The 21985-nt window shown below is 41.1% G+C and carries 21 protein-coding genes and 3 tRNA genes; 14 read left to right on the top strand and 10 right to left on the bottom strand.

Features of this window, described 5'->3' with window-relative positions; all coding sequences use genetic code 11:
- Positions 1-2: 2 nt before the first annotated feature.
- Both AB3N61_RS00420 and AB3N61_RS00415 read right to left on the bottom strand, forming a co-directional pair.
- Positions 3-1004 carry a patatin-like phospholipase family protein gene (locus AB3N61_RS00420; protein WP_020769542.1) on the bottom strand — a complete coding sequence of 334 codons (1002 nt, stop codon included), beginning with the start codon at positions 1002-1004 and terminating at the stop codon, positions 3-5.
- A gap of 71 nt (positions 1005-1075) precedes the next feature.
- Positions 1076-2263, bottom strand: a complete 1188-nt coding sequence (locus AB3N61_RS00415; RefSeq protein WP_367898209.1) for a class I SAM-dependent RNA methyltransferase — start codon at positions 2261-2263, stop codon at positions 1076-1078.
- Positions 2264-2317: 54 nt separating this feature from the next.
- Between AB3N61_RS00415 and AB3N61_RS00410 the strand changes: the two genes are divergently transcribed.
- The 6 genes from AB3N61_RS00410 (at position 2318) to AB3N61_RS00385 (ending at position 4237) form a co-directional block, all read left to right on the top strand.
- Positions 2318-2403 (top strand) — tRNA-Ser (locus AB3N61_RS00410).
- Positions 2404-2419: 16 nt separating this feature from the next.
- A tRNA-Ser gene (locus AB3N61_RS00405) sits at positions 2420-2508 on the top strand.
- A 39-nt stretch (positions 2509-2547) separates the two neighbouring features.
- Entirely contained in the window at positions 2548-2994 is a 447-nt protein-coding gene (locus AB3N61_RS00400; protein WP_020769897.1) for a Tic20-like protein, read from the top strand.
- Positions 2948-3379, top strand: a complete 432-nt coding sequence (locus AB3N61_RS00395) for a hypothetical protein (RefSeq protein ID WP_020769480.1) — start codon at positions 2948-2950, stop codon at positions 3377-3379. The genes AB3N61_RS00400 and AB3N61_RS00395 overlap by 47 nt, the downstream gene beginning before the upstream one ends.
- A 6-nt stretch (positions 3380-3385) precedes the next feature.
- Positions 3386-3462 (top strand) — tRNA-Arg (locus AB3N61_RS00390).
- Positions 3463-3760: 298 nt separating this feature from the next.
- Positions 3761-4237 (top strand): WbuC family cupin fold metalloprotein, encoded by a 477-nt coding sequence (locus tag AB3N61_RS00385; protein ID WP_367898208.1) that lies wholly within the window; start codon positions 3761-3763, stop codon positions 4235-4237.
- A gap of 50 nt (positions 4238-4287) precedes the next feature.
- Here the strand turns inward: AB3N61_RS00385 and AB3N61_RS00380 are convergent, their stop codons facing one another.
- Positions 4288-4464, bottom strand: a complete 177-nt coding sequence (locus AB3N61_RS00380; RefSeq protein ID WP_020769546.1) for a hypothetical protein — start codon at positions 4462-4464, stop codon at positions 4288-4290.
- A gap of 210 nt (positions 4465-4674) precedes the next feature.
- Between AB3N61_RS00380 and AB3N61_RS00375 the strand changes: the two genes are divergently transcribed.
- A complete protein-coding gene (locus tag AB3N61_RS00375) occupies positions 4675-4953 on the top strand; it encodes a hypothetical protein (RefSeq protein ID WP_020769868.1) in 279 nt (92 codons plus the stop codon).
- Between the two features lie 19 nt (positions 4954-4972).
- Positions 4973-5683, top strand: coding sequence for a lysophospholipid acyltransferase family protein (locus AB3N61_RS00370; RefSeq protein ID WP_020769826.1), 711 nt, complete (start codon positions 4973-4975; stop codon positions 5681-5683).
- Here the strand turns inward: AB3N61_RS00370 and dapF are convergent.
- Entirely contained in the window at positions 5680-6549 is an 870-nt protein-coding gene (gene dapF, locus AB3N61_RS00365; protein ID WP_020769498.1) for a diaminopimelate epimerase, read from the bottom strand. The genes AB3N61_RS00370 and dapF overlap by 4 nt on opposite strands.
- 233 nt (positions 6550-6782) lie before the next feature.
- On the opposite strand from dapF, the gene AB3N61_RS00360 reads away from it, so the two are divergent.
- Entirely contained in the window at positions 6783-7643 is an 861-nt protein-coding gene (locus AB3N61_RS00360) for a class I SAM-dependent methyltransferase (protein WP_257587931.1), read from the top strand.
- Here AB3N61_RS00360 and AB3N61_RS00355 read toward each other — a convergent pair whose 3' ends face one another.
- Positions 7644-8396 carry an HAD family hydrolase gene (locus AB3N61_RS00355; protein ID WP_367898207.1) on the bottom strand — a complete coding sequence of 251 codons (753 nt, stop codon included), beginning with the start codon at positions 8394-8396 and terminating at the stop codon, positions 7644-7646.
- 109 nt (positions 8397-8505) lie between these two features.
- Between AB3N61_RS00355 and AB3N61_RS00350 the strand changes: the two genes are divergently transcribed.
- The 3 genes from AB3N61_RS00350 to AB3N61_RS00340 all read left to right on the top strand — a co-directional run bounded on the left by AB3N61_RS00350 (position 8506) and on the right by AB3N61_RS00340 (position 11732).
- Positions 8506-10116, top strand: a complete 1611-nt coding sequence (locus AB3N61_RS00350; RefSeq protein ID WP_412758380.1) for an NAD(P)-binding protein — start codon at positions 8506-8508, stop codon at positions 10114-10116.
- A complete protein-coding gene (locus AB3N61_RS00345; RefSeq protein WP_367898205.1) occupies positions 10116-11261 on the top strand; it encodes a hypothetical protein in 1146 nt (381 codons plus the stop codon). The genes AB3N61_RS00350 and AB3N61_RS00345 overlap by 1 nt, the downstream gene beginning before the upstream one ends.
- A gap of 99 nt (positions 11262-11360) precedes the next feature.
- A complete protein-coding gene (locus AB3N61_RS00340) occupies positions 11361-11732 on the top strand; it encodes a VOC family protein (RefSeq protein WP_008589759.1) in 372 nt (123 codons plus the stop codon).
- Between the two features lie 84 nt (positions 11733-11816).
- Here the strand turns inward: AB3N61_RS00340 and AB3N61_RS00335 are convergent, their stop codons facing one another.
- Both AB3N61_RS00335 and AB3N61_RS00330 read right to left on the bottom strand, forming a co-directional pair.
- On the bottom strand, positions 11817-12017 hold the full coding sequence (locus tag AB3N61_RS00335; protein WP_020769524.1) for a hypothetical protein: 201 nt from the start codon (positions 12015-12017) through the stop codon (positions 11817-11819).
- Between the two features lie 69 nt (positions 12018-12086).
- Complete coding sequence (locus tag AB3N61_RS00330) at positions 12087-12815, bottom strand: LIC10067 family putative lipoprotein (protein ID WP_020769874.1); 729 nt, start codon at positions 12813-12815, stop codon at positions 12087-12089.
- A 124-nt stretch (positions 12816-12939) separates the two neighbouring features.
- On the opposite strand from AB3N61_RS00330, the gene AB3N61_RS00325 reads away from it, so the two are divergent.
- A complete protein-coding gene (locus tag AB3N61_RS00325) occupies positions 12940-13713 on the top strand; it encodes an enoyl-CoA hydratase/isomerase family protein (protein WP_020769651.1) in 774 nt (257 codons plus the stop codon).
- A 71-nt stretch (positions 13714-13784) separates the two neighbouring features.
- On the top strand, positions 13785-14315 hold the full coding sequence (dcd, locus tag AB3N61_RS00320; RefSeq protein ID WP_367898204.1) for a dCTP deaminase: 531 nt from the start codon (positions 13785-13787) through the stop codon (positions 14313-14315).
- 7 nt (positions 14316-14322) lie between these two features.
- Here the strand turns inward: dcd and AB3N61_RS00315 are convergent, their stop codons facing one another.
- From AB3N61_RS00315 to AB3N61_RS00305, 3 genes are all read right to left on the bottom strand, one after another.
- Complete coding sequence (locus tag AB3N61_RS00315; RefSeq protein ID WP_367898203.1) at positions 14323-17517, bottom strand: SpoIIE family protein phosphatase; 3195 nt, start codon at positions 17515-17517, stop codon at positions 14323-14325.
- A 180-nt stretch (positions 17518-17697) separates the two neighbouring features.
- Positions 17698-18627 (bottom strand): hypothetical protein, encoded by a 930-nt coding sequence (locus AB3N61_RS00310; protein WP_367898202.1) that lies wholly within the window; start codon positions 18625-18627, stop codon positions 17698-17700.
- Positions 18624-21809: a SpoIIE family protein phosphatase gene (locus AB3N61_RS00305; RefSeq protein ID WP_257587938.1), complete on the bottom strand. Its 3186-nt coding sequence runs from the start codon at positions 21807-21809 to the stop codon at positions 18624-18626. Before AB3N61_RS00305 ends, AB3N61_RS00310 begins: the two co-directional genes overlap by 4 nt.
- Positions 21810-21985: the final 176 nt, after the last annotated feature.

The raw sequence follows: 21985 nt of genomic DNA, 5'->3' as shown, positions 1-21985 counted from the left end.
ATTTAATTCTTACGCAACTTTTCCGCTTTTTTCACCCAGTCTTTTTTGAGATATTCCAGGATCTTATCCTTATTTTTTAATGCGTCCGATTTCCCCAACTCATAAGTTTCCCTAACACCTTTTGCATTCGTATAATCAAAAGAAGTAATAGGTAAAGGTTTAGATGGGGTCACTAAAAAACACCGATCCAAAAGGCGAGGGTCCTTTCCCACAATCGTTGTTTGCTCGTAATGTATCCCTATAATTTTTGCATTGGGAGGAAACGCTTCCAGAAGTAAGTTATTCGTGAGCCCTCCGTCCAGATAATATTCCTTTCCATGATTCTGAAAAGAAACGATAGGAGGAATAGAGGAAGAATTTAAGATAATCTGTTCGATCACACTCGGGTCCCTAAAATCCGCCTCGGTAAAAAGAACTTCTTTCATATTCCAATTTCTTAATACACGAAACGTCCTTTCGGTATAAAGTCCTTTGTTACGATCTCTTTCATCCTCTAAGAACGCTTTTCCGGTTTCTGCGATCAATCTAGCGAGCCTAAATGTATTCCTATTGGAATCGTCTTTCGGAAATGCCTTGATCGTATGAATAAAAACTTTTGCCCCGGAACGAATGATCTTTTCGAAATCCATTCCGAATCGGATCGTCCTACGATACATATCCTCATGAGGAAATGCCTTCTCTCCGCTGAATAAACGAGTAAAATAAAAATTGCGAGGGTTCTTACGAACGATCCTTTCAAAAAAGGAAACGGATTCTTCTTCCGTTTCGCAGAGTAATGAAAGTACCATTGCAGCACCTGCGGAAACACCGGACACTTGCCTGAGTTTTAATCCCCAATTTTTCAACTCATGCCCAAACCCTAAACCGTAGAATGCCTTACATCCACCGCCTGCGATCGCAAAACAGATCTCGTCTTCTAACCAAATCCCTTGCAGGACCTCGCCGAACTTGGATCCAGGGTCTGACTTTCTGGAAGGAAGTTCGTATTCATCTATGATCGGCATTTAATTTTCCTCGGAGTCCAGGCTCCAATGACCATTTTCCGATTTCGGATCGGAATTCTAAAAGTAAAAAATCAGAGATCCAAAAGAACCAGGACTTCGAAATGTTTAGTCCTGGGAAAGAAATCCGTAAGAATTATTTCCTTAGGCTTATATCCTGAGTTTTTTAAGATCCCAAGATCTCTTGCTAAAGTGCCCGGATTACAGCTGGAATAGATAACGCGAGAAGGTTTATGTTCATCCAGAAAATCTAATAAGGAAGAAGAAGCGCCTGCCCTCGGAGGATTTAGAATACACAGTTCTGCTCCGAAAGAACCTAATTTTTTTGGCAAAGAAGAATTCAGATCCAATGTATGGAACTCAAGGTGAGAATACCCTATATTCTTCGCATTACTCGCGGCCGCTTTTACCGAAGAGTTGGACAACTCGTAACCGGAAAGACGAGTCACTAAATGACCGATCGCCAAGCTGATAAGTCCTGCTCCTGAATAAAATTCTAATACAGGTCCGCAGTCTTTTGGGATCCAAGACCGGATCTTGAGCATCCATTCTTCCAAAAGAAAACGATTCACTTGGGTAAAACCATCTGCCGGGATGGACCATTCTAATTTCTCGGGGAGATACGGACCTATTTTCACTTCCTGCTTATCATATTCCAAAATTTTTCCGAAGGAATAACGGAGTCTCCAATCTCCCTTCTTAGAAAACGTTTTTTTACTTTCTAAATTCTTTCGGATGTACTCGTTCATCTCGGAAGGAAGATGTTTACAACCTTCTTTGGGAAATAAAACCAAGGAATTGGAATTCTCTTTATAAAATCCGGCGTTCGGTTTTCCTTTTTTGAGTCCGATTTTGATTTGAGCCGTATTCCTATATCCGTTAGAAGGTCCGCTTAAAATTTCAATTTCCGGGATTTGGGAAGGCTCCAACCTGGAAACATATAAAAAAGAATTCTGCAAAAGCGCTTTTTTGATCCGAAGTTCTTCCTCATACGGAATATGGCGATAAGAACAACCTCCACATTCAGGAAACGCAGAACAATCTGAGGCAATCCGAAACGGAGAAACATTTTCCGTGGATACTACAGTTCCCCAAATCAGTTTAGAATTTTCTTTATCAGTTCTGATCCGAACTGTTTCTCCCGGAACCGCAGCTTTTACGAATACGGTTTTATTCTCTGCATGAGAAATACAAGTTCCAAGATTCGCCCATTTCTCCACGACTAATCCGGAAATTTCTCTATGGTTCTTTTCCGTACTCATAGGTAAATCACCTTGACAGGGTCCCCCATCTTGTCAGTAAAGTAATCCTTAACCGGAGAAGTGGCCGAGTGGTTTAAGGCAGCGGTCTTGAAAACCGTCGTGGGTAACTCCCACCGTGGGTTCGAATCCTACCTTCTCCGAAGACGGAACTACACTGGAGATGTGCCTGAGCGGTCGAAAGGAGCAGTTTGCTAAACTGTCGTATGGGGTAACCTGTACCCAGGGTTCGAATCCCTGCGTCTCCGAAAGTTCCATACTCTCACCTGACCCCGGGAAATAAGAAGATGTCCGACCAGAGATTCAACACCCGGGAATTCCTGGAAGAAACCAAGCGATTATTAGAAGGGGAAGAATATCCCAATCTATTCGCTGCTATTTCCTATATTCCTTTTTTAGGATGGGTCATTCCTTGGTTTTTTAGAAGAAAACAGGAGATCTGCAAGTTTCACGCGCTCCAAGCGATCAAGTTGAACCTAGGATTCGTTTTTCTGTATTTGGTTGTTTGGTTCTTAAGAGAGTTCCCAATCCTAAGCACCATCTTAAAATGGATACATGCAAATCCAGTTGTAACCGATTTTATAAGCTATGTCGCATGGCTGGCTTTATTTGGTTATGGAATTTTGGGAGCCTTGCAAGCGTATCAAGGCAAACTGTTCGTATTACCATTATTTCCGGAAATAGAAAATGAAGTTCGAAAAATACTCAGCAAAATTAGAAGAACTCAAGGCTAAAGTCCTAGATCTTCTCTCTCCTTACTGGAACCAAGCCAAGAGTTTTATAAACACTGAGAGATTTCGCATCTACTTGGTGACACTTCCTCTATTCGGCAACTGGTTGATCGGATTTTCTTTCTACTCCAACCAAGCGGAAGTCTATAGACATGCAAAACTTTCCTTTGTTGGTGTTCTGTATTTTATCGCATTCTTAGTATTGTCTTGGCTTTTCTCCTTTATCCCGGTTGTAGGACCTTGGTTAGCCAATCTTGCACACTTAGCAGGAGTCATTATCTATCTTGGTTTATCCGGTTTACTGCTATACAATTACACCAAGGGAAAAAAACTGGTCCCGAAACTTCCCCAAGAGCATTTAGAACTTTTGGAAAAGAAATTCTTTTAATCACCCGCGCCCATAGCTCAGCTGAATAGAGCGTCTGACTACGGATCAGAAGGTCGGAGGTTTGAATCCTTCTGGGCGCACCAACTTCCTCTTTCCCATAAACTCTACCATTATGTCCCATATAATCTTGAAAATATTCTGAATTTTTGCTCAGAAAACTTGACTTTAATACTGAGTCTCAAAAACGATAGTTATATAGAAAGAGATCGGGAACCAGAATGGAAAAGTGCCATTGTGCTCAAATCACGTTTGAAAAAATCGTAGAGACTGCAAAACAACAAGGACAAGATTATCGCGAAGTGGTAAAAGCTTGCGGAGCTGCGGATACTTGCACAGCCTGCAAAGATTACTTAATCGCGTATTGCGAACAGCATCTACAACTTGTCTCGGCCGGATAAATTACTCATCGATCAGGAGTTATTCGATAAACTCCTTCCACTTGCTTCCTCTTCCGCTAGGGGAAGAACGAACCATAACTTTCACGAATTAATAGAACCGTATCAGAGATTTCTGAACGTACTAACAAAGGACACGTACGTCCAAGTTCATCGTCACAAAAATCCCCCCAAACCTGAGACCTTTCTAGTTCTAAAGGGAAAACTAGGCTTCATTCTATTCGAAGAGGACGGAAGTATCAGGGAGAAACATATCCTGAGTTCGGATGGCCCAATTTACGGGATAGATATTCTACCTGGAGTGTACCATACACTGGTCTGCCTTTCGGAAACCTGTATTTGTTTCGAAGGGAAATCCGGACCGTACGATCCCGGCACTGACAAAGAGTTTGCCGCATTCGCCCCAACGGAGAACAGCGATGAAAAAACTCAATATCTGGATTTTCTCAGATCTCTTTTCTAAAATCCGGAAAAATTTAACCGTGTCGCTCCTAAACCTACAGCGAATATAGATCAAGATCTCGGATCGAAAATATCCTCGTACAATTCCCGGATCTTTTTCAAATTTCTTCCCGGCGGGGAAGGAAAAGGAATGATCCTACCTAAATTTTTCGCCGTACCGGTTTCTTTTTGTTCTTCCGATTCTTTATGATTATGTCTGTTTAAAGGGGGGAGATTTTCTCTCTCCATAAATTATACCTTCGGAAAATCGAAGTCCTAAATTCAGTGACATTCGCTAGATTTTTTAAAAATGAAATCGGAAAATCCGGTTTGAAATTTACGAAAACTGTTGCCATAGTATTTTCCCAGGCAAACATGCGAATGGTTTGAAAGGATTTTGCTTATAGGCGATTCCGATCAGATCCTATTCTGAACTTCCCCTTAACGGAAAGGAAAAGTATGCCTGAATTCGATCAAATCGATCTGTTCAACTATGCCGCTTACGGCAATGAAGACGATCCTCAATGGGACGATATACGTAATTATATTCGCTCTAATGCCAACGCTTCGAAAGAATACGAGGAGATCAAAAAAAATCTCTCGAATGTTCAACCGAAACGAAAACAAAAAGATTTCGGAAGACCCAGACAAGAGGTAAAATCCTCCGATGGAGATCCGAACTCTAATAAGCCTGCGGGGCAGGATAAAAAATGGTGGAGCGTTTTCTTAGGAGAATAGTCGCTTAGGAAGGTTGACCGTGGAGAAAGAAGCAAAAACATATCTTCGGATCAAAAATTTCGTGGCTCCCTTTATTGGTCTAGCCGTGAATATCAGCGCGTACGGAACCGAGAATATTGTAACTAACGGTAAAGTAATTCTTACCTGCAATCATAGATCCGATATGGATCCTTTTATTCTTTCTTATACTTTTCCTAGATTCATTTCCTGGATCGCTGCAGAATACACTTTCAGAATTCCTATATTCAGAGACCTAGCAAAGATCGCGGGTGGGATCCCGATGTCCATTGACGGAAATATTTCCATCGGTTCCATTAAGATGATCCAACAGGTTTTTAAAAAGGGAGAGACCTTAGGAATTTTCCCGGAAGGCCATGACTATATGGTCAAAAACGATTTTAAATCCGGAATGGTAGACTTTCATTCAGGATTCGCGGCATTTTCCATTCGCAATAAAGTGGATATTCTTCCTTCTGTCATTATCCCTGTAGAGGAATCTTATTCTGATATTCCAATACCGCCTATCGTTCGCAGCTTTATGGGAATGCCAAAAGAAGTCTGCGATATCAAAAAGCGTGCGATCTATAAAAAGGTAAAAGTGATCTACGGAGAGAAAGTAGACCATAGGGATTTTCTTTCCGGCACCTTAGAGGAGAATATGAAACAACTCTCCGATACGGTCAGAAACAGAATGATCGCCTTACAAGAAGGTCAGTACGCGGAAGCTTAAACTTCCACGACTCCGCTGAATACTTCCGTAGCCGGACCAGTCATTAACACATGACCTGATTCCAACCATTGCACTCGTAAGGTTCCACCTCTTAGATCGATACGGACATCTTTGCCAGTCTTACCGTTTAGATGAGAGGCTGTCATCACTGCACAAGCACCCGTTCCGCAAGCCAATGTTTCTCCGGCACCTCTTTCCCAAGTTCTTTGGTAAAGATGGTCTTTTCCTCTTAAGGATACGAATTCGACATTTACCCTACGAGGAAATAGTTCCGTATGATTTTCGATCAATGGACCGATCTCTCGGACCGGAAATTGATCCGGATCTTCTACATAAATAATACAATGTGGATTTCCCATACTTACGGCGCTGAATTTCAAATTGTAAGAAGAATAACCCGGCAATCCGCTCAAGAAAGAAAGCGGTTGTTCTAAGATCGGATTTTCATTTTCCCATTTAACAGGGATTAAAGAAGGAACCAAGATCGGTTTTCCCATGTCCACGGAAACTTGTTCCACTTTACCGCTTCCGTTTACTTTCAGGTCGAGTTCTAAAATTCCGGCACCCGTTTCTATCTTAGGTTGTTTTTTGTTCGTAAGACCGTGATCGTACACGTATTTTCCAACGCAACGAATTCCGTTCCCGCACATCTCGGAAGAAGAACCGTCCGCATTGTACATATCCATTTGGAAATCGCCTTTATCGGATGCACGGATAAAGATCACACCGTCACCTCCGATCCCGAAATTACGGTCGGAAAGTTTTTGGATCTGTTCGGGGCTCAGACGTAAATCGTCTTTAGTTGCATCCACGTAAACGTAATCGTTTCCGATCCCTTCCATCTTGGTAAAATGTACTTTAGCCAAACGAATCTCCTAATTAAACCTGAGAGGTTGTTTCCATGCTTCCAATGGGACCTTCCTTGGAAAATCCAAAAAGGCCTGGACCGACTTCGTTTTTTACTGGAATTTAGAGGCTGAAACCGAAGGATAAGATCCAGTCCCTATGGTCCTGGCTCTTTAAGCCCGTGATCAAACACTTATCGAAAACCTAAGTTTTGGGACGGACTATAAACTATCAATCCAACGGACACTCCCTTTTGAACCAGACCTGTTATCTTTGCGGAAGTCAGAAAAACAAAACCTTATTCGTCGAAAACGGAATCCCAATCGTGCGTTGTTTGAATTGCAGCCACGCATTCTCCACTTATGAGCAAGACGAACATTACGAAGGATACTGGGACGACGAAACCGGCTATGATTTAGACTGGTGGGATGTGGCTCATAGAGAAATCTACAAAGACTTCATAGGAAAATTTCTTTCGGCCCCTAAAGGGAAAATTTTGGATGTTGGTTGTGGACTCGGTTTCTTCGTAAAGACGATCGGAACTACAAGACCGGGTTGGGAAGCTGTGGGTTACGAGATCTCCGAAAAAGCGGTCAAATTCGCGAGAGAAAAAAACGGTCTCAAACAAGTATTCCCAGGTATCGTTCAGGACAGTGGCCTTCCTAAAGAAAGTTTTGATATCATCACTCTTTGGGACGTAATCGAACATATCCCTAAACCGCATAGTCTCATCCAATATTTATTCGGACTTTTGAAACCCGGCGGATTTTTGTTCGTTCAAACTCCGAATTTCCCTGTTCAGCTATTCAAAGCAAAACTGAAAGTTGCTTTAAAAGGTATGCAAGAAGGCGGACATTACCTAGAAGCAAAAGATCATATTAACGATTATACGGAAAAAACTTTAGGACTTCTGGCGGAACAATGCGGATTTTCTTCCGTCGAGTTTTCGATCCTAAAACCGATCGCTTCCGTGTCCGGAGTTTCCGGCCCGAAAGCGAAATTAGGGATCTTCTTAAAGAAAGCCTTCTATTACGGAACCTTAATGCTTTGGTATCTGACATTCAAACAAGTGAACCTAAATCTGACCTTATTTGCTCTGCTGAAAAAGAAGTAATCAAAGTACGATCCCTTTTTCCAAACTTAAGATATAATTTAAAGCGGAGGATAAATCGGGAGATTCCCAATATTCTTTTCCTTCTAACGATTTCTTTTCCAGAACTGATTTGGTTTTGGAAGAAGAGATGGGACTTTTCAGATAAAAAGCTTCTAACCCGAAAGCAAGTCCTCCACCAATATCGTCTTGTAATGAGTCTCCAATGATATACGACTTTTTAGGGTCGGCAGTCAATAACGCCTTATTAAAGATCAAGGCAGAAGGTTTTTCCGCTCCGCTTTCTTCGGAGGTGACTAATTTGTATTTAAGTTCTTTTGGAAAAAGGACTGATAATTTCAGCAATTGGGTCCTGAGAGACTCGTTCGTGATTATGACTATATCCTGGACTTCTTGTAAAGCTCTGAGCAGAGACAAAATCCTTTTAAACTCTTTAAAGTTTTTCTTTTTCCAATCTTTGATCCCTTGCAGAAAAAATCCAAAATAAACGGAGTCCAGTTTTAGGACAAAAGAAGGATCCAATCTCCCGAATAGAAGTTCCGACATCTTCTTAAAATAAAGAATGCGTAGTCGATTGACCGGATTGTTCGGAAGTTCTTTTTTAACTTCTGCTCGGACAGTATCGTAAGTCTTTTTGAATTCTTTAGAAGAGGAGAAGCCCAGGGTCTTTGCCTTTTTTTCCATTTCTCGGATCGTAAACTCATAGATCCCTACGGAATCGAAAACCGTATTATCCAAATCCAAAAGAACAGCCATAACTCTAAAATCCTCGGACCGATCGGAAAGCCAAGGAGAGTTTTGGAAAATGTATAGGAAATTTCTTTTTCCTTGCTTCTTCTTACCTAAAAACTAATCTGCAATCCGTTTGTTTATGTCCGAAGATCGTTTTTCCAGAAAAGTATTCCTATCCACTTTGGCATTCTGCGCAGCCCTTTTGGGGATTGGTTCTTATTTTAGATTCAGAAAAAAAAATATCCAAGGAAATATCCTAGGACCGGACAGAGAAACAGGGCATCGGATCAGACAAGTCAGAACGGATTTTTCTCCCGTTAGTACGATCCAAACAAAGGTTCTGATCGCCGGAGGAGGTATCTCGGGACTTTCTTCCGGATATTATCTATCCCAATTCGGGATCTCGGATTATTTGATCTTGGACCTGGAGAATCAAGTGGGAGGCAACTCCAGATATTCGGAAACCGATTCCTTAAAATATCCTTGGGGTGCACATTATCTTCCCCAACCGGGACCAGAGTCGGTATTAGTCCGGAAATTTTTAGAAGAGAACGGACTGGTCCAAGGTAAAGACTCCGATGGAAATCCGATCTATCCGGAAAAGTATCTATGTTTCGATCCGGAAGAAAGACTCTTTTACCAAGGAAGATGGCAAGCAGGTTTAGTTCCGAGAAGAACAGGAGAACCTGATGAGCAAGAATTATTATTTCGTAAAATTATAAACTCGTGGCAAAACAAGAAAGGAAGAGACGGACAAAAGGCGTTCTGCATTCCGATAGATCGTTCTTCCAGAGACCCTGAAATTTTAAAATTAGATCGGATCAGTTTTTCAGATTATCTAAAAACATCAGGTATCCAATCGCCCGAGATCCTTTGGTATGCCGATTATTGCACGCGAGACGATTACGGTGGGAATTCCGACAATATCTCTGCCTGGGCAGGACTTCATTATTTCTGTTCTAGATTAAGAGAAGAGGAAGATTCTCCTCCGGTCCTGACCTGGCCGGAAGGAAACGGATTCCTATTAGAGCTCCTACAAAATCCTTCTAAGGATAAGATCAGAACTTCCAGTCTTGTAGAAAGAATTCGTAAGAATTCGGCAACCTGGGAGATCAATGCTTACGATATAAAAACAAAAAAAGATCTGCTCATCAAGGCGGAGCAAGTGATCTATGCTCTACCTTCTTTCACTCGAAAATATATTTTAGGAGAGAAGGATTCAATTCTACAAAGATTGGAATATTCTCCTTGGCTGGTTGCGAACCTATTTGTAGACGAACTACCCCAAGGAAAAGGACATCCCCCCGCTTGGGAAAACGTAATTTATAAGAGTAAATCTCTCGGTTACGTGGTATCTACTCACCAAGATCTAAGAGCGCTTCGACCCCAATCAGTTCTTACTTATTATCTTGCCTTTGGAGAAAAAGATACTCTTGCAGCAAGAAGATCCATTCTTCCTAAAACCTGGGACACTTGGAAGGAAGAGATACTTTCCGATCTAAAAAGGCCTCATCCCAATATTGAAAGTTTAGTTTCTCGAATCGATATCATGACCCATGCACATGCAATGGTGCGTCCTGTTCCCGGTTTTCTTTGGGGAGGAGAAAGAGAAAAATTGGCAAAATCCGAATCAGGAATTCATTTCGCTCATTGCGACCTAAGTGGGATTTCCATATTTGAAGAAGCATTGTATAGAGGATTCGAAGCTTCTAAAAAAGTCCAAACCGTTGCCAAGAGAAGTTGATGAAAGAGAAAATAACTCCTAGTCCTTGGATCATCTCCAAAAGATTCGATCTTACTTGGTTTATCACGCCCGGATTGATTTCCGTAATGGTTGTGCTCCTCGCGCACTACTTCGGATTCCCGGAAAATTCTTCCTTTGGTTCCTCTAGAACAAGCGGAAATGCTTTGCCTCCTTGGCTTTGGCTACTTCTTATCCCAGGTGTGGATGTGTCTCATGTATATTCCACTTTGTTCAGAGCATATTGGGATAGAGAAGTTTGGAATCGGAAAAAAGTCCTTCTAAGCTTGGTTCCATTTTTATGTTTTATATCGGCGCTCGTACTTTACTCTTTCGGAAAATTATTCTTCTGGGGAGCGATGGCTTATCTAGCGGTGTTTCATTTTATCAGACAACAATACGGTTTTTTGAGTCTGTATGCGAGAACGGAACTTGAAGTCGAAAGCAAAATTCCGTTTCTCTTAGATAAGATGACTTTGTATATAGTGACCGGTTTACCTGTTTTGTACTGGCATCTAATTCCGGGAGGGAGGCATTTCGAATGGTTTATGGAAGGCGACTTTTATCAATATCCGAATCGTTCACTTTCAGACTTCATTCACATACTATTTTGGGTTTGGGTGATAGGATACTCTTCGATCCAAGTCTACCTTTCTATTAAAGGAAAAAGAATAAGTTCGGGAAAACTTTTACTCCTATTAAATACTGCCTCCGTTTGGTATGTCGGTATCGTATTACTAAACGACGATTTTGCGTTTACTCTTACGAATGTGATCAACCACGGGGTTCCTTATATGGCCCTGGTATTCGCATATTCCAATTTCAGAAAGAAAGAGCTTCCCTCCGTATTTTATAATAGTTTTCGTAATGGAGCCTTGGCAATCCTTAGCTTTTCGTTAGTATTATTGGCCCTTGCCTTTTCGGAAGAATGGCTTTGGGATAGTTTTGTATGGAGGGAGCATCCGTATTTATTCGGAAACTCTTCCGTAATAAAAGCGGAATTAGGACAGGGCCTTGAGGGAATCCTAGTGCCTCTCTTCTTTCTTCCCCAGTTCACTCATTATATCTTGGATGGGTTCCTATGGAAGGGAGGAAAGAACAACTCGGAACTGGAAGGCTTTCTGGGCATTCGGAATTTGGGCTCATAAAGCCAATTCGACTTGAAAAACGAGTATCTTACGGTTTTCCGATAGACAAGCCCGGTTTTCTTCTCATAATGACGAAAAAGGAAAACAGGATCTACCTCAATGATCATCGTAGAAGGAATCGATTATATTGTAATACCTACCGGGGATATAGAAGCCTCTGTAAAATTCTATTCCGAACTATTTGATTTCGAGACGATCGAGGAAAAAGGAAACGAATTCGCAATCATCGGCTTGGATTCTGTGAACATTAAACTCCTCAATACCAACGGAGTTAAAAGTTCTTTAACCGAAGTTAAATCTCCTGTCCTCAGTTTCGTATTGGATGTGGATGATTTTACCGAAGCGATCGTAGAACTCGAATCTAAATCAGTTCAGATCGTAAGAGGTCCGGAAGCCAGAGACGGAGGAGAGTTTCTCCATTTCTTGGATCCGTCCGGTAATATATTAGAGATCAATTACAAAGAAGATTAAGACTTAAAACTTTCGGCCTTAATAAAGAAAAGCCCTCAATTTGAGGGCTTTTTTATTGTGTTTAGACAATCGGACCAAAAAAAGTTAGGAGATCTTGTCTACAAATGCTCCCTTAGTTTTATAAATATCGCCCGCATAACTAGGATTCATTGCCTTCTGATCAAAAATTTCCGCCTGCTTGTTTTCGTAAGGTTTATTTGGAATTCCTTCCACCTTAGGCATTTTGCGCGGATCGGAGGAAGCTTTTTCAGCCAGTCCGAGATAGATAGAGGTTATTGTTGCCATTCAGTATTCCCTCCCTTCAGATCCTAATCCAAATCGGATAATAAACCAAGTATTTTTTTGCCCTGAAAATTAGGGAAAAGATACGGTGCAGTTACCCTTTCCAGCGGTAACGAACATCTGCACGGTATAATAACTGGAGAATGTCAAAGTAGGTTCATAAACCCAAGTATTCGTATCCGAAAAAGTCCCAACGTCCGTCCGACCACAGGTTTTGGAAAACTTGGAATATATCAGATATGTATCACAGGCAATCTTAACGTTGGTAGGACCTTCCGGATTCAGATCGATCCGCAGTGCCTTTGTCCCTGTCTGACCTGTAATTTCGAAAGTTTTGGAGTCCGGATAAGACACCCCGACCTCATCCCCATACAAATTGTCGAAAGATTTATAACAATCAATATAGAACCTAGTACCGTAACAGTTCGTCGCCGCGCTTCCGTTATTCTCATCACAATAGACAGGACCGTCTTTAGTCACAAATAACGTACCGGTGGAAGCTCCTGCCGGAACCACCGTAATGATCTCTGTGCTTGTCGCACTTAGGACGCTTGCAGATACACCGTTAAATTTAACCGTTGTTAGATTCGTATCCGCGGAAAATAAACGGCCCTTAATCGTAACAGTTGTGCCTGGATTTGACCCGATAGGAGGAGATCCGCTGGGAGGATCAATCTCGGTTATCACAGGATTTCCCAATCCTAATTGAGAAGCAAGGTCCGAGTCTTTACCCGTAGAACAACCGAGTCCGAAAATGGATAGAGATAACATAAAAGCTAAGATCTGAGTCTGAAATCGCATTTTTTCTTTAACCTAGAACCGTTCGTATACAGCGCTTTTGCTTGCCGTTTTTAAAAAACCGCAGAATCTACCCAATTATCGGAAAGATCCGGCCTATCCGGGAAAGATTTTTTAGAAGGCAAATATGAGCGAGACTGTTCTTTATTCCATCGAAGATTATACGTGCATAATTAGTTTAAATCGACCCGAAAAAAGGAATGCGATCTCTAGAGAATTACTCTATCAGCTTATGTCCCATGTAGAAAGAGCGAGCAAGGACCCTAAAATCCGAGCTTTGGTACTCAAGGGAGAAGGTTCCGTATTTTGCGCGGGGGCCGATCTAAAAGAAAGAGCAGATATGTCGGAGAAAGAAGTACATAAATTTTTAGACCAAGTCGGAAAATGTTTCCTTGCCTTGGAAAATCTTCCATTCCCAACCATAGCTGCTTTGGACGGAGATGCATATGGTGGCGGATTGGAAATGGCTCTCTGCTGTGATTTTATTCTGATGAGCGCCGAAGCAAAACTAGGTCTTACGGAAACAGGGCTTGGTATTATTCCCGGTGCCGGCGGAACCCAAAGACTTCCAAGAAGAGTTGGAAAAACAAAAGCGTTAGAACTTATTTTAACGGCATCCGTAATAGATGCTCAAACCGCGTTGGATATTCAACTTGTGAATTCAGTCTGGCATGACTCGGCATTTATAGCCGGAAAAAAATTAGCCTCTCTACTTTCCGAAAAGGCACCCATCTCTTTAAGACTTGCAAAAGAAGCGATCAGAGAAGGAGAAGGAAAAGATATCCAAGCTGCTCTAAAGATAGAGAGAAAACATTATAATAAAACCCTAAAAACGGAAGATAGACTGGAAGCCTTAAAGGCTTTCCGAGAAAAAAGAAAACCGGAATTTAAAGGAAGATAGAACTCCGAAAAAGGGAGGCGAGACACAAGGCCGACCCGAAAATAGGCAAAACAAGGAAGCTGGAATACGAAATGATCCTAACGGGTAAGGAAATTAAAAAAAGATTAGAGAAGGATATCATCATAGATCCTTACTCCGACAATAACTTAAATCCAAACTCTTATAATCTACGGCTTCATACTGAGTTGGTTCGTTATACGGAAAGTCCACTGGATATGAAAAAGTCCAATCCTTCCGAAAACCTGATCATCCCGGAGACCGGACTACTTTTGCAACCCGGAGTTCTCTATCTGGGCAGAACTTTAGAATACACTGAAACACATAATCTGGTCCCAATGTTAGAAGGACGTTCTTCTATCGGTAGATTAGGAATGTATGTCCATGTGACTGCGGGTTTCGGGGATGTTGGATTCAAAGGATTCTGGACCCTCGAAATTTCCGTCATCCAACCTTTAATCATCTATCCGAATGTGGAAATTTGCCAGATCTTCTACCATACTGTCGAAGGAGAGATCACTGAATACAAATCAGGCAAATACCAAGGCAATAAAGGGATCCAAACCTCTATGCTTTATAAGGATTTTGAGAACGGAAAATATTAAACTTCTATTAAGAAGCTTTTCTATCTCTTTCGATAAGTCTTACTAATTTTTGAGCGTTCTCGTCTTCCGGATCCTTTTCGAGGGCCAAATGAGCATATTCCAAAGCCAAATCGAATTGTTCCGTCTGACGGTATAAGTCGGAAAGATTGATCAGATTCATGGAATTGTCCGGTTGGAGTTCCTCCATTCTTTTTGCAGCCAAGATGGCTTCGTCCATTCTACCGATCCTGCGATTCGCCAATGAGAGATAATACCAGTATTCTACCAAGTCGGGATCAGATCCCAAATATTTATTTAGGACCTCTACTGCTTTGCCGTAATTTTTACCTTTAAAGCTTAAAAGCCCAAGTAGCTTAGTCACCTTAGTATTCTGAGGATCCGATTTATACAGTCCTTCCAACGCTCCGAGAGCTTCGCTCAAACGGCCGCCCATATAATCTTCTTTTGCTTTTTTGTAGATGAACTTCCAATCGAAAGGATCCGAAAGCTCGTCTTCTTTTCCGTCATTTTCCGGAGAAGCTACAGGGGAATATTCCACTCTTAAAAGAGAAAGGTCGTCGGTTAATTCTCCAACTTTTAAGATCTCTTCCTCTATCCTTTCCAGGTCACCTTGGCCTTTTTCCACCATTTGTAAAAAGAGCATCTCATCTTCATTGATGGTACGGACTTCTTTTTCGGGAGTAAGGTCCAAATCATCTTTACCGTCCGAACCTATGATCAATACGTCACCAGGTTCTAGTCTTCCGGAGTGGACCTTAAATTCGTATTCAGAATCCAATCCTATCTTTCTAAGAGTAAGTCCTGTTTCTAAGAAACCGGCTCTGCCATCCCTATACATAACGGAGAATGGGTGCTCGGCGTTGAAATACCAAAATTTGCCTGTTTCATCCTCTATGACGATAAACGTCCCAGAGATTACCATTGATCCGTTGAAAGATTTGAAAACGGACTGCATCTCTTTATATATTTCGGTTAAAAATTCGGAAGGAGTGGTATCCAACACTCTATCATTCGCAGCGGATCTTGCGAGAATAGAGTTGATCACAACTCCCATGACAAGCGATCCTCCCGCTCCCTGCATGGACTTACCCATCGCATCTCCGTTCATGGCGAAGGTATAACGTTTATAATCGTTCTCCTTTCCGAGACGAAGATTTCCAGTTACGCAAAGATCTCCACCCAAGTCCGCACGTTTGCCTTTGAACTCGAATTGTTTCTTTTGACGAAGAATAAAATTAGTACTTACTTTTGAAGATTTATTCGCATTATAAAAAAGCGGTTTTGCCAATAAGGAAGTAAGGAAATAATCACCGTCCTGTTGTACTTTTAGGCGCTGTAATTCATCTATTTTTTCGGAAAGTTCTCTGGTTCTTTCTCTTACCTTGGTAGCTAAGTGTTCCGCATAGTCTTGGAGTTCTCCCCTAGCTTTTCGAATGGAAGTCACCATGTTATTGAATGATTCGGATAGGAAACCGATCTCGTCTTTTAAGTCTACTCTAACCTGTACATCCAAGGCACCCAAGTTAACTTTTTCCACCCCGGATAAAAGTCTGTTCAGCGGAGTGATCAAACTTTGTCGGAAGAAGAGAGGGAATATGAAAAATACAACCACCAAAACTAAGCCCAAAATAAGGGTTTGTTTGGCCGCAGTTGGATGCATAAATTCCCTATATTTGCGATATGAGTAACCTACTTCACTGACCACATCTTTCTTCACATCATAATGTATATATGTTACGAAGTGTTGATGTTCATCCAAACTTTTTCGGTAATGTCGATACAACGCAGGTTGGAATGGACGGAAATACAAAAGGATTTCCGCCTTTAAATGACCGATTAACAGATCCTTTTCATCAAAGGTACAAGTCCCGTTCTTCTCCTTCCATTTTTGGAGAAGATGTTCTTTGAAAGGAATGACACCTTTGGTATTGATACCTTTTAGATAATTTCTACCGTCCACGCAGAAATCTTTGGGAAAGATATAATCCAACTTGTTAGAAGTTACGAACACTGCGGTGTTTAATGAATTCAAATGATCTAATAATTTTGTTTTTAATTCTTTTCCTTCCAAATTAGGATTATCATCCAAAAACTTTAGGATAGAAGCCTTATACCCGCTGAAATATTCGTGCGTATCTTTTAGATTTTTTTTAACGGAATTTCTAAAACCTTCTTCCGCCAGTAGTTTTATATGTTCGTAGATGATTGTATTCTTAAAGTCTATCTCCAATTGGGGAAGTCTCAAATCGTACTGATTATCGTAGCGGGAATAATCCACGTTCTTGGATCCGCCTTCCCATTGGACTATATATTGCATTTCCGGGATCTGTTTTCCGCCTTCTAAGGCTCTTGCCATGTTTACGATACTTTTTGTATCATATTCAGACTCCTTATCTCGGTTGGAAATGAATACCAAAGCTTGCATGATCAGCATCAAGGTCACGAAGGTAATACCTACGATCTTTACCATGAAGGTGGTTTTTTCTTCGCTAAAGTTCAGGAAGATTACCAGGATCAAAAAGATCCCTAAAGTCATCAAAAGTACGATAGACGTTAAATATGTGGAACGCTCAATCCATCCGTCTCGGCTGAGAATATTCGTAAGTGCGGGAACCACACCTCCCGCCAAAAGGGCCGCCATAAAACCACCGATCGCAAAGCGGATCCTACCTTTGGTTTTGGTCATCCTATAGATAGGAAGAATTAAAAAGGAGATCAAAACGAATAAGCCGATCAAAACTGCAATAAGAGAAGAAGCCTTTTCCGCATTAAAATCCCAGTGATGAGCGGTGAAGTGATATTTCCTCGGAGAACTAAGAGTAATATAATAAAAATAAGAAATCCCGATAGCTGCAACCACGTACATCCCGATCGTGAGATTTCGATTCATTTTAGGATTCGCGTTTTGGGGATAACGTGCCAGGAATTGACCCAGGTGTATAAGCGCAGGCAAAATAAATCCGACAGTCAACCATCTATGATAGGCAGCGATCGGGTTATACAGGAATGCGGCGAAAAAATATCCGGAACAGAAGAAGGAAAAAAACAAAGCCCCTAATGCAAGATGCATTGTGCTTGAGGATTTTTCTTTTAAGAAGAGGAAGAATAAGGAAGTGAATAAGAAAGCTAAAATCGATAGCAAGCTTCCGAAAGAATAATAGTTCAGCAGAACATCGTTTTGTAAGATTGAAAAAATTTCCATGCAAGCAATAAGGAAAGGCTCTAAATAATCCGGCTTTTGGACCGGGTTTCAAGTTTGGCTCATCGAGACAAGCTCTTATAAATGGATTATATTAAAGCCGGAACCGATCAGATCAAATCAAAAAAGATATTCGTTTAGAATTCACTATTTTGTATAACGAATGCAATATAAAAAGCAAGCTTAAAGTTTCTCAATCTCTTGGATTTTCATAAAGGAAGTCGGAGGATAAATACCGTATGCTCCTGGTTCCACCCAACCTTGCAGGATCTTATTCCAATCCTTTCTCTGAACCTGATTCAAAATTTTAAAAATTTGTTCAGTATTCAATATTTCGGATGAAGAAGCTACCTGCTTTAGAAATGATTTATAACCTTCGTAGCCCAGTTCTTTGTGAAGGATAAACTGAGTGCGGACCGACTTGGAATAGAACCAAGGCCCTAAACTAGGATTGGAAAGATGAAAGTCTTTAGAAAGAGGCGGATCGTTTTTGGGAATTGTTTCGGCAAGACTCCATTCTTCCGTTACGGATTGGAGTTCATCCGCATCCAGTTTCAGATAACCTCTTTTGGACAAAAGGTAGGGAAGATAGGAAACGATCCCTTCGCTTAACCAGGAAGGTTCTGTAAAATAATAATGCCCCAACTCATGTAAAAGTAATGCGGGATAACCGGGTGGCACCAGGCCCAATTCCATAAAAATCCCTAGTTCTTTTCCCAATTCTCCGGATACATTATTATATCCTCCAACTCGAGTCCCATTCAGAAACACCGTATCTTTTAAAATCAATCGTATCTTATCTTTTTCCGAAGAAGGAAGAGTTTTAAATATTGGCGAAGAAGCCTGATGGAACGAAATCCCAAGATACGACTCATAAGCATCCAGGATCTTTTTTGTTTTATCGGAAGCGTATTTATCCCACTCTTTCAACTCGGTCTCGTTTCTAACGGAGAGTTTAATATCTCCTCCTTTTAATCTAAAGGAGAAGTTTGATTCGTTTACTTTGGTTGACTTCTTACTTTGAGAAAGTAGAGGAATAACAAAAAGGAAAAATGCGGAAAGTATCCCGATCCGCGTCCAAAAAGCGAAGTTTAGTAAGAAACCGTTTATCAACGATCTCTCTCTATCAAACGTATCAGTTTATGAGCGTTCTCGTTCCCGGGTTCTTTTTGTAATACTTTTCGAGCATATTCTTCCGCTTTATCGTACATTTCCATAAGTCGATAAATATCGGATAGATTGATCGTATTGGAAATATTATTAGGATCGATTTCCAAAAGTTTCAAACTTGCTGCCAAAGCCTGGTCGTATTTACCCATCTTTTTATTCGCGATAGATAGATAGAACCAATACTCGTGAAGATCCGGATCCGTTCCTAGGTAGTTATTCAGAACTTCTACCGCAGTATTATAGTCTTTACCTTTAAAACTCAGAAGTCCCAAAAGTTTGTTTAACCTTTGGTTAGCGCTATCATGCATATAACCTGTCTTCAGAAGTTCTAATGCTTCCTCCAAACGTCCCGTTTTGTACATCTTCTTAGCATCTTCGTAAACCGAATCGGTATTTAAAGCCTTGTCGATATGATCCGTCGATTCGAAAATTTCTTCGATCTCGTCGTTTTTAGGTTCCCCTTGGAACTCTATCTTAAGAAGGGAAAGGTCGTCTGTGAGCTCACCGGTCCTACGGATTTCCGTTTCTATATCTTCGAGATTTGCTTTTGCATTTTCTACATGGCGAAGGAACAACATCTCATCTTCATTGATGGTCCGGATCGTCTCTTCAGGAGTTAGATCAACATCGTCCCTACCGTCCGAGCCAAGGATGATAATATCACCTTTTTTAAGTTGAAAACTTCTTACCTTAAATTCGAATTCAGAATCCAGACCTAATTTTCTAAGGGTGAGTCCGTCCTCGATAAAGCTAGCTTTACCATCTCTATATAATACGGAGTAAGGGTGTTCTGCGTTGAAATACCAACACTTTCCGGTTTCATCTTCTATTAGATAGAGTGATGCAGAGATTACCATAGATCCATTGAAAGATTTGAAGACAGCGTGGATCTCATTGTAAATTTCAGTCAGCCATTGTTCAGGGGTTACATCTAGAATTCTGTTATTTGCGGCTGAACGCGCGAGGATGGAGTTCATCACAACCCCCATCACCAAAGCCCCACCGGCACCTTGCATGGATTTACCCATGGCATCGCCATTCATAGAAACAGTATAACGTTTAAATGAATCGGGACGCCCTAGTCTAAGATTTCCGGTGACACAAATATCTCCCCCTAAGTCGGAATGTTTTCCCCTGAACTCGAATTGTTTCTTTTGGCGGATAATAAAATCCGTAGAAACCAATTTAGATTTATTCGCGTTATAAAAGAGAGGTTTTGCTAATAAGGAAGTTAAAAAATAGTCCCCGTCCTGTTGCACCTTGAGACGCTGGACTTCCTCCATCTTCTCTTGGACTTCTCTAGTTCTTTCACGGACTTTTTCTTCCAGATTTTCGGCGTAGTCTTGGAGTTCTCTTCTGGCTTGTTTGATAGAAGAAACCATCGCGTTGAATGAATCCGCCAAGAATCCGATCTCATCCCGTACCTTAACCGGAACTACTACATCCAGATCTCCCTTGTTTACTTTTTCCACCCCGGAAAGAAGACTATTCAAAGGATCCACTAAACTGTTCTTAAAGAAAAGAGGGAATAACGCGAGAACGATAAAGATCACCGCCAACAAAATACCGGTTTGTTTCACCGCTGTCGGATGCATAAAATCCCTATACAATCTATAAGAGAACCCAACCTCGCTCATTTGTTGTTTCTCAGGTTGGAATTTCATGAAAGCAACGTAATGCCCTGTTCCATCCTTACTTCTTCTGTAGTGACGTGTCTCGCTCGGTTTAAAATACCTGAAATATCGTAGAACTTCGGACCGGATCTGGGATTGGTCTAATTCTTTTCCATCCCAAAGACAATCTTCGGACCAATGGGAGAAAATTTCGTCCTTAAAACCGAACTCCGAATCTCCCAAACCCTTCACAAAGTCTCTTCCCTTCTTGCAGAAAGATCCTCCTACGATCGCTTCTAATCGATTTGTAGAAACGAACGCACGCTTGTTCCATTGTTCTGCATTTTCTAAAATGAGTTTTTTAAGTTCTGCATCGGAGAGGTCTTGTTTTTCCTCCAATAACTTTTGGATAAAACGTTTATAACCGCCGAAGTACGTATGGCTTCTGTCCAGAATGGAATTTAAGGAATTTCTAAACCCTTCCTCTTTTAAATTTCGGATCTCCTCATAAGTGGTGATATTTTGTAGGTCTGCCTCTATCTGTTTGAGATCCAATTCCTTATTGGGATCATATTCAGAAGAATTTAAACTTTCCTTGGAGTCATCCCAATGGAAAGCATACTCTATATCTCCCGATTTGACCCCGTTCTCCAAAGCCCTTTCGATATTCACCATACGCAAACTATCGTATTCTGCGTCTTTTTCCTGACTGGAGATATACACCAAAGCCTGCATGATCAAACAGATCGTAAAGAGTGTGATCCCTACGATCTTAACCATGAAGGTAGTACGTTCCGCACTATTATTGATAAATGCAATAACTAAGAAAGAAAATGCAGTCAAGAAGAGGATGACGTTCGAAGTCATGTAAGTGGACCGCTCCATCACCCCGTCTCGGCTGAGAATATTCGAAATATTCGGATAGATTGCTGCGATCAAGAACCCTATAGTGAACATAAAAAGGGCGATCCTTCTCTTGTCCTTGGTAATCACAACTCTCCAAGCAGGAACGATGACAAAACCTACGATCGAGAAGATTCCGATCACCACTGCAAGATAGCGGCTAGCATCGAATGCGTTAAAATCCCAATGATGTGCAGTGAAGTGATAGATCTTTTCGGAAATATAGGTGAAGTAAATAAATAAGCTTACAGTGATCGCAGCAACCGAATGTTCTACGATCAAAACCCATCTTGCTATACGTTGGTTGCTATTTCCCGGAAACCTAAGTAAGAATTGAGTGAAATGAGCTATAGAAAAAAGAATAAACCCGCCGGTCATCCAACGATGGTACGCTGCAATGGGATGGTATAAGAAGGCTGCTAAAAAGTATCCGGTCTCAAATACACCTAATAGAATGAAGCCGATCCCAAGTTGAGTGGTGGCAATCGTCCTATTCTTTAAGGTAAGAAAGAAAATCCCGAGGAATATGGTGGTCAAAGTGACCAATAAACTTCCAAACGAATAATAATTAAAAAGGACTAGGTCCCAAGAAATCGGATTTAACCCCATAAACTCCTGTAGGCACTCGAACGCCGATGATCGAAACTGACTTCAAACCGAATCTTTTATTTTTAGTTTACCGGTTCCGGAATACATCTTCAGAATCGGTAAAAAATCGGCTAAAGCCTTCACTATCATTTTGAAAAGGGAAAAATCAATAGAAAAATAAGAATACAACTCCTATT

The organism is Leptospira sp. WS58.C1, assembly GCF_040833995.1.
Classification (GTDB): Bacteria; Spirochaetota; Leptospiria; order Leptospirales; family Leptospiraceae; genus Leptospira_B; species Leptospira_B cinconiae.
Note: the sequence above shows the minus strand (reverse complement) of the source record. Positions and strands in the feature narration are given on the sequence as shown.